Origin of the sequence: Sphingomonas sp. CFBP8993 (assembly GCF_034044895.1) — a bacterium.
Taxonomy (GTDB): Bacteria; Pseudomonadota; Alphaproteobacteria; order Sphingomonadales; family Sphingomonadaceae; genus Sphingomonas.
Genome location: NZ_JAXCWU010000002.1, coordinates 585,520 through 598,788 on the forward strand (window position 1 = coordinate 585,520; position 13,269 = coordinate 598,788).

The window sequence follows — 13,269 nt, forward strand, 5'->3', positions numbered from 1 at the left end:
CGGTTCGGGTCAGGCCAGGGCCGACTTGGTGGGCGCGGTCCCGCCATGCTTGGACAGCACGGCTTCGGTGATCGAGTTGGGCAGCGGCGCGGGACGCTCCGTCCGGGCGATCCAGGGCAGGATCACCAGGAAATGGAGGAAGTAATAGGCCGCCGTGATCTGGCTGAGGATGATAAAGAACGGCGTCGCGGCCGATCCACCGCACCAGCCGAGCAACAACACGTCCACGACCAGCACCCAGAAGGCGATCCGCGCCTTGGGGCGGAAATTGTTCGACCGCACCGGCGAGCTGTCCAGCCAGGGGAGGAAGAACAGCAGCAGGATCGACCCGAACATCGCCAGCACGCCCCACAGCTTGGCGGGCAGGATGAAGTCGGCGGTGAAGGCGCGCAGGATCGCGTAGAAGGGCCAGAAATACCATTCGGGCACGATATGCGCAGGGGTCGAGAGCGGGTTGGCCGGCACGTAATTGTCCGGATGGCCCAGATAGTTCGGGAAGAAGAACAGCAGCCCGGCGAAGACCAGCAGGAAGACGCCCAGCCCGACCGCGTCCTTGGCGGTGTAATAGGGGTGGAAGGGCACGGTATCCTGCTCGCCCTTCACGTCCACGCCGGTCGGGTTGTTCGAGCCGGGGATGTGCAGTGCCCAGATGTGCAGGATGATCACGCCCGCGATCACGAAGGGCAGCAGATAGTGGAGCGAGAAGAAGCGGTTGAGCGCGGCATTGTCCGGCGCGAAACCGCCCAGCAGCCAGATGCGGATGGTGTCGCCGACCAGCGGGATGGCCGAGAAGAAGCCGGTGATGACCTGCGCCCCCCAGAAGCTCATCTGTCCCCAGGGCAGCACATAGCCCATGAAGGCTGTGGCCATCATCAGCAGGAAGATGACGACGCCGAGCAGCCACACCATCTCGCGCGGGGCCTTGTACGATCCGTAATAGAGGCCGCGGAAGATGTGGGTGTAGACGACGATGAAGAACATCGACGCGCCGTTGGCGTGGGCATAACGCAGGAACCAGCCTGCGTTCACGTCGCGCATGATGCTTTCGACCGAATCGAAGGCGACACCCGCATTGGCGGCATAGTGCATCGCCAGCACGACGCCGGTGATGATCTGGATGGCGAGCGCGGCACCCGCCAGCACGCCGAAATTCCAGAAGTAATTCAGGTTGCGCGGCACCGGATAGCCCGCGCCCACCGCGTTGTAGACGAGGCGCGGCACCGGCAGCTTCTCGTCCAGCCAGCGCATGAGCGGCTGTTTCGGTTGATATTGTTTGGCCCAGGGAAAGCTCATCTCTCGGGTCTCCCTTAAGCCGCCGCGCCGACCGTGACGGTCGTGTCGGTGTTGAACGTATAGTCGGGCACGTGCAGGTTCAGCGGCGCCGGACCCTTCCGGATGCGCGCCGCGGTATCATAGGCCGAGCCGTGGCAGGGGCAGAAATAGCCGCCATAGGGGCCTTTGTTCTCGCCCTCGCCCGCGCCCAGCGGCACGCAGCCCAGATGGGTGCACACGCCCAGCGTGATCAGCCAGTTCGTCTTGCCGGGCTTGGTCCGCTCCGCCAGCGTCTGCGGATCGCGCAGCTCGGACAGCGGCACGGCGTTGGCTTCGGCGATTTCCTTGGGTGTCAGGTTGCGTACGAACAGCGGCTGCTTGCGGAAGCTGGTCTTGATCGCCTGGCCCGGCTCGATCTTCGACAGGTCGACCTCGGTCGTCGATTGCGCGAGCACATCGGCCGACGGGTTCATCTGGTTGATCAGCGGCAGGACGATCGCCAGCGCGCCGACACCCGCGAAGGATACGGCCGCGACATTGATGAAGTCGCGGCGACGGGGATCATGGACCTCTTCATGGAATGGCTCCGGCGCCTCGCCGGGGGGTACGGTGTTCTCCGTCATCGCCATTCGTCCTGTCCCTCCACCTTCGCTCGCGTGCACCGTGGTACGCTTTGACGGTCGTGCCGGATTGTCCCCGGTCATGCGCCGCCTGTCACTCCCGCCCCATGAAGGACGGCCCGCCCTTGATGAACGGTGCGTCAGGTTAGCCTTGCTTGAGCCGCTTTGCCAATCCCCTTTGGGCCGCGCCTTCGCGACCGCTCGGCATGGGCGTTCAGCACGGGTGCAGGCGCAGGCGCGCAGGAACCATGGAATGATGCCCGGGTTGACCGGTGATGGATGCGGGAAAAGGCGGACCCCTGCCGCCGCGCCCGCAATGACAGCCCAGGGGTTTGGAGAGGGACGATGGTCCTCGGTCGGAAAACATGGGCGGCGGCGATGCTCGCCGGTCTGATGGCGCTGGGCGGATGTACCGACGGCTATGGCTATAGCGGGGTGTCGGTCGGTGCGGGCTATGGCGGCTATGCGCCGGGCTATTATGGCGGCGGCGGTTATGGTTACGCGCCGTCCTATTATGGCTGGTACGACGATTTCTATTATCCGGGCACCGGCGCCTTCGTCTACGATCGCTATCGCCGGGCCTATCCGTGGAACGACGGGCAGCGCGCCTATTGGGAAGGGCGGCGCGGGGCGTGGCACGGAGGGCCGATCCGCGACCAGTGGCGCGGCTGGGGCCGGGGCGGCTGGCGCGGAGAAGTGCCCGGTCGCGGCTGGCGCGGCAACAATGGCTGGCGCGGCAACGGCGTGGCCCGGCCCGCGCCGTCGGCACCACGCGCCGAGGGCTGGCACGGCAATCGCGGGACGCCCGGCGGCTGGCGTGGCGGGCGAAGCGGCGGTCGCGGCCGCCGCTGATCCCCGCCGCGCCCCTTATCCCCGAGCCTGGCGCGTGGCGATCATGACGGTGGGGCGCATCGTCATCACCGCCACGTCGTCCTGGTTCAGGACCGTCCAGCGGCTGATGACGAAGCCCATTTCCGGGCGGCTGGCCGAAGCGCGGGTTTCTAGCACCTCGGTTTCGCAATGGAGCGTATCGCCGGGATAGACGGGTTTCAGCCAGCGAAGCTCGTCCACGCCCGGCGAGCCCAGGCTCTGGAAGCCGGTTTCGCGGAAATGCGCGACGATCATCGCCATGGCCATTGACGCGGTGTGCCACCCGCTGGCCGACAGCCGCCCGAAATGGGTCGCGGCGGCGGCTTCGTCGGACAGGTGAAAGGCCTGCGGGTCGAAGGCCCCGGCGAACGCCAGCACCGCGTCGCGCTCGACCCGGTATGATCCGAACCGTGCGACGTCGCCGACCGAGATATCCTCCAGATAGGTCATGAAGCTTCCCTTATCGTTTGAAGGCACGGGCGAAGGGCCGGTCGGTGCCGTCCAGCCCCTGGCCCGGCGGCAAGCCGATCAGGTCACGCAGCAGCGGGGCGACCGCGACATTGTCGAACGGTGCCAGCTTCACACCCGGCCGGAAGGCGGGGCCATTGGCGATGAACAGCGCGGCCATGCTGGGATCGGCATTGTCATAGCCATGGGTGCCCCCGGCAAAGGGCTTTTCGGGCGGTTTGGCCGCGATCGTCCAGCCCGCCTCGGCCAGGCAGAAATAGGGTGCGATGCGCGGGTTGCGGCCGTAGTGGAAGCGCGCCGGAATCTCCCCCTTGCGCCAGCAGTCCAGATGGTCGCGGTGGCCGAGCAGCCTGGCCTCCAGCGCCGCCTCGCGACCCGGCTTGGCGCGGATCGATGCAAAGGGCCCATCCTCCTCCAGCGTATAGTCGGCCGGGTCGAGGAAGCGGTTGAGGACGATCATCCGATCGCTCGACGTGGCGACCATGCCATGGTCGGCGACGATGACCAGGTTGGCGGGCTGGTTCAGCTCCGCCAGTCCGGCGATCAATCGTCCGATCGCCTGGTCGACCGATGCGATCGCGCGGTTCACCCCGGGCGAGTCGGGGCCGCCCTCATGGCCTGCGGTATCGACCTCGTCGAAATACAGCGTCAGGAAGCGGGGGCGGCTGGCGGCGGGGCGGCGCAGCCAGTCGATGACCGAATCGACCCGCTGACGGTCGGTCACATTCTTGTTGTACTGCTGCCAGTCGTGCGGATGCATGCCGTTCGTGGCATCGTGACCCTCGCCGGTCGCGCCCCAGGCGACGTTCGAGCCGGGCCAGAACATCGTGGCGGTGGGAATTCCTGCGCGTTCGGCGGTGACCCAGATCGGCTCGGCCTCGTCCCACCAATAGGGTTGGTCCGACGACATGGTGAAGCGCTGGCCCGGATGCGCCGGATCGGTGAAGCTGTTGGCGACGATGCCGTGCCGGTCGGGCACGACGCCGGTCACCAGCGTCCAGTGGTTGGGAAAGGTCTTGGACGGAAAGGACGGGCGCATCGACGCACTCGTGCCCCCGGCGGCCAGACGCGCCAGGTTCGGCGACAGCCCGCGCTGCAGATAGGGTGCCCAGAACCCATCGATCGACACCAGGATGGTGACCGGTGCCCGTGCTTCCTGCGGCGACACATTGGCGACGGCACCCGCTGGTGCTGGGGCGGCGGTGGCGACCGGCGATAGCGCGGGCGGGGTGTAAGGATAGGCACAGCCCGCGAGCAGGGCGAGTGCGAGGGCCGTCAGGGGGAGTCGGATCACGGGAAACGTTTCCTTTCGTCCCCGCCAGATAACGGGCCTGTGTGACGCTGGCGAGTATCCCTTTCAGGGCGCCGCCAGCGGCCGTAACGGCCCCAGGCCGTGGCCCGTCAGTCGACCGGAAAATACTGCCGGATTTCCGGGGCGGCATTGCGCAGCAGGAAGCGGAGGCGTTCGGCGGCGGCGTCCGGCCGGTCGCCGGGCAGGCCAGCCATCGCCCATTCGCCGAATTCGGGCGCGTCGATCATCCGGTCGTCCAGGACGACGATGTCGGTATGGCGCGGATCGTGCCGGATCCGCTCTAGCGTCTCGACGACGCTGTCGACCGGCCCCTCGAGCAACTGGCGATATTGGTCGCCACCGATCCAGAGGATGCCCGAGATGCCGTCCATGCCGTTGTTTCGCCGGGATACCGCCAGGATCGCCTGGTGATCGGCGCGAACGTCATCGCCGACCGGACGGCTGCTATAGATGATGCGGCGGTATGAACTAACATGGATCATGGTAAAGCCGGGGGTAATACTCCGATCGCCCGATGCAAAGTCCAAATGCGCCGGTCGTCGTAAAGCGACCGGCGCATTCCGGATCAGACGTTGAAGCGGAACAGCATGACGTCGCCGTCCTGGACGACATATTCCTTGCCCTCCGCGCGCAGCTTGCCCGCATCGCGCGCGCCGGCCTCGCCCTTGCAGGCGATATAGTCGGGATAGGCGATCGTCTCGGCGCGGATGAAGCCGCGTTCGAAATCGCTGTGGATCTCGCCCGCCGCATTGGGGGCCTTGGCACCGCGATGCACGGTCCAGGCGCGTGCTTCCTTGGGGCCGACGGTGAAGAAGGTCAGCAGGTCGAGCAGCGCGTAACCGGCGCGGATCACGCGGGCCAGGCCGGTTTCCGACAGGCCCAGCTCCGACAGGAACTCGCCGCGATCCTCAGGCGGCATGGTCGCGATGTCGGCCTCGATCGCAGCGGACACGACGACGGCCTGCGCACCCTCGGCGGCGGCCTTTTCGAAGACGCGCGCCGAATGAGCATTGCCGTTCGCCGCGTTCGATTCCTCGACGTTGCAGACATAGAGGACCGGCTTGGCGGTCAGCAGCTGCGCCTGCGCGAAGACGCGCGCTTCTTCCTCGTCCTTCGGCTTGGTCAGGCGCGCGGGCTTGCCCTCGCGCAGCAGTTCCAGCGTCTGGCCGAGCACCGAGGCAGCGATCTTGGCTTCCTTGTCGCCCTGCTGGCCCTTCTTGATGAAGGCGGGGACGCGCTTTTCCAGGCTTTCGAGGTCCGAGAGCATCAGCTCGGTCTCGACCGTCTCGGCGTCGGCGATGGGATCGACCTTGCCCTCGACGTGCGTGACGTCGCCGTCCTCGAAGCAGCGCAGGACGTGGACGATCGCATCCACCTCACGGATATTGCCGAGGAACTGGTTGCCCAGCCCTTCGCCCTTCGACGCGCCGCGCACGAGGCCGGCGATGTCGACAAAGGCCAGCTGAGTCTCGATGATCTTTGCCGAGCCTGCGACCTCGGCGAGCTGGTACAGGCGCGGATCGGGGACCGCGACGTTGCCGACATTGGGCTCGATCGTGCAGAACGGATAATTGGCGGCCTGCGCCGCCGCCGTTTCGGTCAGCGCATTGAAGAGGGTGGACTTGCCGACATTCGGCAGGCCGACGATGCCGCAGCGGAAACCCATGCGTCGCGTATCCTGTGGATCAAGGGGAAAGCGCCCCTCTAGCGACGATGCGGAAATTTCTCAACCGATGGTGGGAGGCGAGGGGGATGCGAACCCCTCGACTTCCATTCATCCTCGAGGTGGCAGAATTTACGCCACCCCGACCATCATCGCGGCGGCCCAGCCGAGCAGCAGCACGCCGAGCGCGGTGGAAAAGCCCATCATCACCAGGCCCATATAATGCAGCATCGGCGGATTGGCGCGCTGCGCCTTCTTGTTCCGGCCAAGCCCCGACAGGATGAAGCTCGCCAACATGCCAAAGGTGAAGACAGAAAATTCAAGCATCGGGAATAAGGTCCGGTTCGGGGTGCGTTCGTCCTTCCCCTAACCGATATAGGTTAATCGCACGATATCAGCGCGACGAAACGAGGCGAATCATCGATGAATGGCCGGAACTTTTCGGGTTGTCGCGTGTCGGTGCCGCATCGTCGCAACCTGCGTCAGCGATAGTTGAAGCTGACGCTGATCCGCTCACCCTTGGCGCCGTTGGGCACCACCTCGTGGCGCAGCCAGCTTTCCCATAGCAGCACGGTGCCCGGCTCGGGCGTGGCGGTGGCGAAGGTCGCCAGGTCGTCCGGGGCGTGGGGGCGGCGCGGCGGCGCGGCCATCAGCATCGGCAGGCGCGGGTCCTCCAGCTTCAACGCGCCCGAGCCCTTGGGCATGGCGACATAGAGCGTGCCCGAGACGACCGAATGCGGGTGGATATGCGCGGAATGATGCCCGCCCGGCTTCAGGACGTTCACCCACAGGCTGTCGAGCTTCAGCTTGCGGCCGCCCAGGTCGAAGGCGCATTCCTCGGCGAAGCGCGCGACATGGCGGTCGAGCTTCTTCTTCAGGTCGGCAAAGACCGGGTCGCGGATCGGCAGGTCGTTGAGCGAGGCATAGCTGGTATAGCCGCGATAGCCATGCTCCTTGCTCCACCGCCGCCCGGCCCGGTCGTCCTCGGCCAGGGCCCAGCAGCTCTGCTCGATCTCGCCCAGCAGGTCGGCATCGTCCAGCTGGCCCTCGTACAGGAGCGAGGCGAAGAGGCGCCGCACGCTCATGCGGCGTCCCCCAGCCGGAGCGCGACATCGTTGACGAAGCGGACATCGTCGCCCTCGGCCAGCCAATGCGCCTCACCCGCCACCGCGCCGAGCAGGTCGGACAGCGGATCGATCTCGGCCTTGGCGTAATTGCCGAGCACATAGCCGGTCACCCGGTCCTTGTGCCCCGGATGGCCGATGCCCAGGCGGACGCGGCGAAAGTCGGGGCCCAGATGCTGGTCGATCGAGCGCAACCCGTTATGCCCGGCGGTGCCACCGCCGGTCTTCACCTTGACGCGGAAGGGCGCGATGTCGAGCTCGTCGTGGAAGACGGTCAGCGCCTCGACGCCCAGCTTGTAGAAGCGCAGCGCGTCGCCGACGCTACGTCCGCTTTCGTTCATGAAGGTGGCCGGTTTCAGCAGCAGGATCTTCTGGCCGCCGATCCGCCCTTCCTGGGTCCAGCCTTGGAATTGCTTCTTCACGGGGCCGAAATCATGCACCTCGGCAATGGCGTCCATCGCCATGAAGCCGACATTGTGGCGGTGCATCGCATATTGCGGCCCCGGATTGCCCAGCCCGGTCCAGACCTGCATGTGGTGTTCCTCGCTCACTTGGTTGGTCGGGCCCTAGCACCGGGGTGTGAGGGTTTCCAATGCGGTTGAGGGCGGAGGCCACGGGAATCCCTCCCTCTCAAATCAACCCCTGCGCCCGCAAACTCACATGCCCCGACGTCCCGATGATCAGATGGTCGTGCACCGCGATGCCCAGCCGCTTGCCCGCCTCAGCGATGCCCCGTGTCACGTCGATATCGGCCCGGCTGGGCGAGGGGTCGCCGCTGGGGTGGTTGTGGACCAGGATCACCGCCGCCGATCCGAATTCCAGCGCGCGGCGGATCACCTCGCGGATATAGACCGGTGCCTGGTCGATCGAACCCTCGCCCATCAGCTCGTCGCGGATCAGCATGTTGCGGGTGTTCAGGTGCAGGACCCGGAACCGCTCCACCCCGTGATGCGCCATGTCGGCGTGGAGATAGTCGAGCAGCGCCTGCCAGTTGGACAGGACCGGGCGCTTCGCTGCCTCCGCCTGGACCAGTCGCAGGGCGCAGGCCTGGACGATCTTCAACGTCGCCGCCGCCGTCTCGCCCACCCCGTCGATGCGTTGGAGCGCGACCGGATCGGCGGTCAGCACGCCGCCGATATCGTGAAATTCGCGCAGCAGCGCCTTGGCGATCGGCTTGGTGTCGCGGCGCGGAATGGCGGTCATCAGGAGATATTCGATCAGTTCATGATCGAGCAATCCGCCGCCGCCCAACAATCGCTCGCGCAGCCGCCCGCGATGCCCGGCCTGGTCGATTGCCTGTGGGTCGCCGTCCTTGGCCATGTCCCTGCTCCCCCGTGCTGGTCCACCGTACCGGGCCAGCATAGGACAGGCGGCGGGAACTGTCGCCGGGGCTCGTGCGATTGCGTGGCGCGGGGCCCCGCGGCTATGACGCGGATCAGGACGGGAGACGAACGATCGGGGTGAAGGGCGCGAGCGAGGATAGTCGGACGCCCGGTCGCCTGCCACGGCGTGTCGGGCGCCCGCAGCGCATCCTGATCGCCATCGCCCTGATCCTGCTGGCCGCGCTGCTGATCCTATGGGTCGAGCGCAAGCCGCTGGCGGGCGATGTGCTCGACCGCGAACTGGCCCGGCGCGGGGTGCCCGCCCGCTATACCATCTCCGACTTGGGCTTCGGGCGGCAGCGGCTGACCAACGTCGTCATCGGCGATCCCCGCCGGCCCGATCTGGTCGCCGACTGGCTGGAGACGCGGACGCGCATCGGCCTGTCGGGCCCGGTGGTGACGGGCGTGCGCGCGGGCAGGGTGCGTCTGCGCGGGCGGCTGGTCGATGGGCAGGTCCGGCTGGGTGCGCTCGACAAGCTGATGGGGCCGTCCTCGGGCAAGCCCTTCGCCTTGCCCGCGCTGGATGTCGATGTGGCGAATGGCGGCATCCGGCTGGAGACGCCCTATGGGCTGGTCGGGCTCAGCCTGTCGGGGCGCGGCGTGCTGAACGACGGATTCAGCGGACGGCTGGGCGCGGTGGCGCCGCGACTGGCGGTCGGCAACTGCGTCATGGCCGGGCTGGCCGCGCCGCTGCGCATCCGGGTGGTGCGCGAACGCCCGACGCTCAGTGGGCCGTTGCGGCTGTCGGCCCTGCGCTGTGGCGAGGTCGCCGGGCGCGACCTGGCCGCGCGGGTCGACGTCACCCTCCAGCCCGCGCTCGACCAGTGGAACGGCACCGCCACGCTGGAGGGCGGTGCATTGCGGCATCCGGTGGCGGCGACCGTCGCGCTCAGTGGGCAAATCACCTTTGCGGGCAAGGCGGCGGCGACCAGCGGTCGGCTGAACCTCGCGGCGCGCACCGTCACGACGCGTTATGGACGTGCCGACCGGTTGGCAATCGATGGCCGCTATCTGGTCGGGCAGGCGCTGCGCTTCGACGGCGATGTACGCATGGGCGGTGCGCGGGTCGCGCCTGCGCTGCTCGGGCGCATGGACGGCTGGGCGCGCGCGGCGGCCAACACGCCGATCGGCCCGGTCGCGGCGGCGGTCGCACAGGCCGTCCAGCGCAGCGGACGCGGTTTCGCCGCCGACCTGAAGCTCGCGCTTGACCGCGAGGCCGCGCCGCGCAGCACCGGCTTTGCCCTGCGCGTACCGAGCCTGACCCTGGCCGCCAACAGTGGCGGACGGGTCGCGCTGGGCGGCGGCGACGGGCTGCTTGTCGATTCGCGCGGTGTCCGGTTCGATACCGCGCTGGCGATGGGCGGCGGCGGCCTGCCCACGATCCGCGCGACCCTTCGCCAGGCCGCGCCGCGTGCGCCGGTGCGGGGTACCGCGACGATGGCGCGTTACGCGGCGGGCGATGCGGCGCTGGCGTTCGACCGGCTGGTCTTTTCCGCCGCCGCCGATGGCGCGACGGCGGTGACGAGCCTCGTGTCGCTGTCGGGGCCGATCAGCGGCGGGCGGATCGACGGACTCGTCCTGCCGATCGCCGCGCGCTGGGATGGCGGGCGGCGGCTGGTGATCAACCCGGATTGCCAGCCGCTGGCGATCGACCGGCTGGCGCTGTCCGGGCTGCGGCTGGTGCGGGTGGCGACGCGGCTCTGTCCGCTGGACCGCGCGCTGGTCCGCCTGGACGGCGCACGGCTGGGCGGCGGTGCACAACTGGGTGCGACGACGCTGACCGGCACGATCGGCAGCAGCCCGTTGAGCCTGGCGGCGGCGAGCACCCGCTTCGCGCTGGCGGATCGCGCCTTCACCCTGGCCGACGTGAAGAGCCGGATCGGCCGCCCAGAATCGCCGACCCGGATCGACGCCGCGACCCTGTCGGGTCGAATCACGCCGCAGGGGATTGCGGGCCAGTTCACCGGCGGCGCGGGACAGTTGGGACAGGTGCCGCTGCTGCTCGGCGAAGCGACGGGCGACTGGCGACTGGCCGGGGGCGTGCTGAGCCTGACCGGCGCGCTCCAGGTGCGCGATGCGCGCGCCGATTCGCCGCGTTTCCTCCCCATGGCGGCGCGCGACGTCACGCTGACGCTGGCGGGCAGCCGGATCGAGGCCAAAGGCACGCTTTACGAACCGAGCAAGTCGGTCAAGGTCGCCGACCTCACCATCACCCATGCGCTCGACAAGGGGGCGGGCGAGGCGCTGCTCGACGTGCCGGGCATCGTCTTCACCAAGGAATTCCAGCCCGATCTGCTGACCCCGGTGACCAAGGGCGTGATCGAGGATGTGCGCGGGCCTATCAACGGGCGTGGGCAAATTGCGTGGGATGCGAACGGCGTCCGCTCGACCGGGCGATTCGGCACAACCGGCATCGACCTGGCCGCCGCGCTCGGCCCGGTCGGCGGTATCGTCGGCACGATCGACTTCACCGACCTGCTGGCGTTGGAAAGCGCACCCGGACAGGTGGCGACGATCAAGACGATCAATCCGGGCATCCAGGTGACGAACGGCGTCGTCCGGTATCAGACCCTGTCCGGCGCGCGGGTGAAGGTGGAGAGTGGGCGCTGGCCGTTCGCGGGCGGCATGTTGACCCTCGACCCCACGCTGCTCGACTTCTCGCAGCCGGTCGAGCGCCGCATGACCTTCCATGTCGAGGGGGCCGCCGCCGACCAGTTCCTGCTCCAGTTCGACTTTCAGAACCTGAACGCCACCGGCGTCTTCGACGGCACCCTGCCGATGATCTTCGACGAGCGCGGCGGGCGGATCGAGGGCGGGCGGCTGGTGGTGCGGCCGGGCGGCGGCAGTATCGCCTATCTGGGCGAGCTCAGTCAGAAGAATCTAGGCGTCTGGGGCAATCTGGCGTTCGGGGCGCTGCGCTCGCTCAACTACCGGTCCTTGCGGATCGACATGAACGGGCCGCTGGCGGGCGAGATGGTGACGGACGTCCGCTTCGCCGGGATCAGCCAGGGCAAGGGCGCCAAGTCCAACTTCATCATCCGGCGGCTCCAGCGCCTGCCCTTCATCTTCAACGTCCGGATCAAGGCGCCCTTCCGGGGGCTGCTCGACTCGGCGCAGTCCTTCTACGATCCGCGCCGCCTGATCCAGCGCAACCTGCCCGCCTTGCTGGACGAGCAGAACAAGCGCGCCGCGCCGCCCGCGACGTCGCCCGCCAAACCCGCCGCCACCCCCATTCAGCCAGCCGCAAGCGAGACCGTGCCATGACCGTAACAGGATTGAAAATGCTGGGAAGGATGCCGATCTTGGATGCGACACGATGGATGCCGGTCGCGCTGGCACTGGCGAGCGGGGGATGCGTCAACATCTCCGCGCCGGAGAAGCCGATCGAGATCAATCTGAACATCAATGTGACGCAGGAAGTGGTATATCGCCTGGATGGCGAGGCCAAATCGCTGATCCAGCAGAATCCGGGGATATTCTAATCATGAAGGCAAAGACGGTGATCCTGGCGCTCGGTGCGGTGGCCCTGCTGGGCGTGTCGGGCATGGCGATGGCGCAGCGCGATCCGGCCTATGCGGCCGCGCGCGCGGCGGGGCAGGTCGGCGAGCAGCCCGACGGCTATCTCGGCATCGTCGGCGCCGCGACCGGCGAACTGCGCACGCTGGTCAACAGCATCAACATCCAGCGCAAGGCCGCCTATACCCAGAAGGCCCAGGCCAGCGGCGCGACCGTCGAACAGATGGCCTTCACCAGCGGCTGCAACCTGATCGCCCAGACGGTCAGCGGCGAGAAGTACAAGACGCCCGAAGGCGTGTGGAAGACCCGCACGGCGGCGGCACCGGAACGCGCCCCCGCCTGCGTGTAAGCCTTCTTCCTCCCCTCCCGCAGGCGGGAGGGGCTGGGGGAGGGGACTCCGGTCGCGATCAGGCTGACGATCGGAAGGGCGGGCCGGTGTTCACCCAACAGACAAGCGGCATCTCTCGCCGACAGCGCCAACCCTCCCCCAACCCCTCCCGCCTGCGGGAGGGGAGAACAAGGTGAGGAACAAGGGTGTGCCTGTCACTCCCCGGCAACAACCCTTAACGCATCTGTCATAACCCTTTCCCCAGGCGGTTGACTTGGGCAGGTACGCTTTCTAAACGGGCCTCGCCTTGGCGGGGTCGCTCGCCGTTTGCGCGCATTCTCCCCTTCGGTGACGAAATCAGGTGAGGGTGGCTGCGTGGCGGAGAAGGAACCCGGACAGGACTTTGGCGATGCGGACGATCCGCGTCTGGCCGCGCTGGATCAGCGATTGGCTAAGGCGAAAGCGGAAGGCGTAGCGCGGCAGGGGGTGAAGGTGGATGCCGACAGGGGATATTCCCAGGGCAGCCGCGTGATCTCCGCGCTGATCGGAAGTCTTGTCGGCAGTGCGTTGATCGGCTGGCTTTTTGACCGCTGGTTCGGCACCGCACCCTGGGCCTTGATCGTGATGCTGTTCCTGGGGATCGGCGTGGCGTTCAGGCAGATTATTCGGATTTCTGGCGAACGCCCGGAGTAACCGGGCGTTCGTCATATGTGG

General features: G+C 67.6%; 15 protein-coding genes. 5 read left to right on the forward strand and 10 right to left on the reverse strand.

Annotated features, from left to right (window positions below):
- Positions 1 to 9 precede the first annotated feature (9 nt).
- Together SOM26_RS05895 and petA are read right to left on the reverse strand one after the other, a co-directional pair.
- The gene (locus tag SOM26_RS05895; protein WP_320451788.1) at positions 10 to 1,293 is read right to left on the reverse strand and encodes a cytochrome b; all 1,284 of its coding nucleotides are present in this window, start codon (positions 1,291 to 1,293) and stop codon (positions 10 to 12) included.
- Between the two features lie 14 nt (positions 1,294 to 1,307).
- Positions 1,308 to 1,901 carry a ubiquinol-cytochrome c reductase iron-sulfur subunit gene (gene petA / locus SOM26_RS05900; protein ID WP_320451789.1) on the reverse strand — a complete coding sequence of 198 codons (594 nt, stop codon included), beginning with the start codon at positions 1,899 to 1,901 and terminating at the stop codon, positions 1,308 to 1,310.
- Positions 1,902 to 2,270: 369 nt separating this feature from the next.
- Here petA and SOM26_RS05905 point away from each other — a divergent pair, with 369 nt between their 5' ends.
- Positions 2,271 to 2,744: a hypothetical protein gene (locus SOM26_RS05905; protein ID WP_320451790.1), complete on the forward strand. Its 474-nt coding sequence runs from the start codon at positions 2,271 to 2,273 to the stop codon at positions 2,742 to 2,744.
- 15 nt (positions 2,745 to 2,759) lie between these two features.
- Here SOM26_RS05905 and SOM26_RS05910 read toward each other — a convergent pair whose 3' ends face one another.
- From SOM26_RS05910 to radC, 8 genes are all read right to left on the reverse strand, one after another.
- Positions 2,760 to 3,212, reverse strand: a complete 453-nt coding sequence (locus SOM26_RS05910) for a MaoC family dehydratase (RefSeq protein ID WP_320451791.1) — start codon at positions 3,210 to 3,212, stop codon at positions 2,760 to 2,762.
- 10 nt (positions 3,213 to 3,222) lie between these two features.
- The gene (locus SOM26_RS05915) at positions 3,223 to 4,524 is read right to left on the reverse strand and encodes an alkaline phosphatase family protein (protein ID WP_320451792.1); all 1,302 of its coding nucleotides are present in this window, start codon (positions 4,522 to 4,524) and stop codon (positions 3,223 to 3,225) included.
- Positions 4,525 to 4,631: 107 nt separating this feature from the next.
- Positions 4,632 to 5,024: a BLUF domain-containing protein gene (locus SOM26_RS05920; protein ID WP_320451793.1), complete on the reverse strand. Its 393-nt coding sequence runs from the start codon at positions 5,022 to 5,024 to the stop codon at positions 4,632 to 4,634.
- Positions 5,025 to 5,107: 83 nt separating this feature from the next.
- Positions 5,108 to 6,208 (reverse strand): redox-regulated ATPase YchF, encoded by a 1,101-nt coding sequence (gene ychF, locus SOM26_RS05925; RefSeq protein WP_320451794.1) that lies wholly within the window; start codon positions 6,206 to 6,208, stop codon positions 5,108 to 5,110.
- Between the two features lie 129 nt (positions 6,209 to 6,337).
- Complete coding sequence (locus SOM26_RS05930; protein WP_320451795.1) at positions 6,338 to 6,502, reverse strand: hypothetical protein; 165 nt, start codon at positions 6,500 to 6,502, stop codon at positions 6,338 to 6,340.
- 185 nt (positions 6,503 to 6,687) lie between these two features.
- Positions 6,688 to 7,290, reverse strand: a complete 603-nt coding sequence (locus SOM26_RS05935; RefSeq protein ID WP_320451796.1) for a TIGR02466 family protein — start codon at positions 7,288 to 7,290, stop codon at positions 6,688 to 6,690.
- Entirely contained in the window at positions 7,287 to 7,862 is a 576-nt protein-coding gene (pth, locus tag SOM26_RS05940; RefSeq protein WP_320451797.1) for an aminoacyl-tRNA hydrolase, read from the reverse strand. The genes SOM26_RS05935 and pth overlap by 4 nt, the downstream gene beginning before the upstream one ends.
- 97 nt (positions 7,863 to 7,959) lie before the next feature.
- Entirely contained in the window at positions 7,960 to 8,649 is a 690-nt protein-coding gene (radC, locus tag SOM26_RS05945; protein ID WP_320451798.1) for a RadC family protein, read from the reverse strand.
- A gap of 140 nt (positions 8,650 to 8,789) precedes the next feature.
- On the opposite strand from radC, the gene SOM26_RS05950 reads away from it, so the two are divergent.
- The 4 genes from SOM26_RS05950 to SOM26_RS05965 all read left to right on the forward strand — a co-directional run bounded on the left by SOM26_RS05950 (position 8,790) and on the right by SOM26_RS05965 (position 13,248).
- A complete protein-coding gene (locus SOM26_RS05950) occupies positions 8,790 to 11,975 on the forward strand; it encodes an intermembrane phospholipid transport YdbH family protein (RefSeq protein ID WP_320451799.1) in 3,186 nt (1,061 codons plus the stop codon).
- A 29-nt stretch (positions 11,976 to 12,004) separates the two neighbouring features.
- Positions 12,005 to 12,193 (forward strand): YnbE family lipoprotein, encoded by a 189-nt coding sequence (locus SOM26_RS05955; RefSeq protein WP_320451800.1) that lies wholly within the window; start codon positions 12,005 to 12,007, stop codon positions 12,191 to 12,193.
- A gap of 2 nt (positions 12,194 to 12,195) precedes the next feature.
- A complete protein-coding gene (locus SOM26_RS05960) occupies positions 12,196 to 12,576 on the forward strand; it encodes a YdbL family probable chaperone protein (protein WP_320451801.1) in 381 nt (126 codons plus the stop codon).
- A gap of 354 nt (positions 12,577 to 12,930) precedes the next feature.
- Entirely contained in the window at positions 12,931 to 13,248 is a 318-nt protein-coding gene (locus SOM26_RS05965) for an AtpZ/AtpI family protein (protein WP_061780102.1), read from the forward strand.
- The last annotated feature ends 21 nt before the right edge of the window (positions 13,249 to 13,269 follow it).

Excerpts from the sequence above, each read along its gene's own strand:
- SOM26_RS05935 (WP_320451796.1), bottom strand. The coding sequence starts at position 7,290 with ATGAGCGTGCGGCGCCTCTTCGCCTCGCTCCTGTACGAGGGCCAGCTG.
- SOM26_RS05955 (WP_320451800.1), top strand. The coding sequence starts at position 12,005 with ATGCCGATCTTGGATGCGACACGATGGATGCCGGTCGCGCTGGCACTG.
- SOM26_RS05895 (WP_320451788.1), bottom strand. The coding sequence starts at position 1,293 with ATGAGCTTTCCCTGGGCCAAACAATATCAACCGAAACAGCCGCTCATG.
- pth (WP_320451797.1), bottom strand. The coding sequence starts at position 7,862 with ATGCAGGTCTGGACCGGGCTGGGCAATCCGGGGCCGCAATATGCGATG.
- SOM26_RS05930 (WP_320451795.1), bottom strand. The coding sequence starts at position 6,502 with ATGTTGGCGAGCTTCATCCTGTCGGGGCTTGGCCGGAACAAGAAGGCG.
- SOM26_RS05920 (WP_320451793.1), bottom strand. The coding sequence starts at position 5,024 with ATGATCCATGTTAGTTCATACCGCCGCATCATCTATAGCAGCCGTCCG.
- ychF (WP_320451794.1), bottom strand. The coding sequence starts at position 6,208 with ATGGGTTTCCGCTGCGGCATCGTCGGCCTGCCGAATGTCGGCAAGTCC.
- SOM26_RS05905 (WP_320451790.1), top strand. The coding sequence starts at position 2,271 with ATGCTCGCCGGTCTGATGGCGCTGGGCGGATGTACCGACGGCTATGGC.
- SOM26_RS05910 (WP_320451791.1), bottom strand. The coding sequence starts at position 3,212 with ATGACCTATCTGGAGGATATCTCGGTCGGCGACGTCGCACGGTTCGGA.
- SOM26_RS05960 (WP_320451801.1), top strand. The coding sequence starts at position 12,196 with ATGAAGGCAAAGACGGTGATCCTGGCGCTCGGTGCGGTGGCCCTGCTG.
- petA (WP_320451789.1), bottom strand. The coding sequence starts at position 1,901 with ATGGCGATGACGGAGAACACCGTACCCCCCGGCGAGGCGCCGGAGCCA.
- radC (WP_320451798.1), bottom strand. The coding sequence starts at position 8,649 with ATGGCCAAGGACGGCGACCCACAGGCAATCGACCAGGCCGGGCATCGC.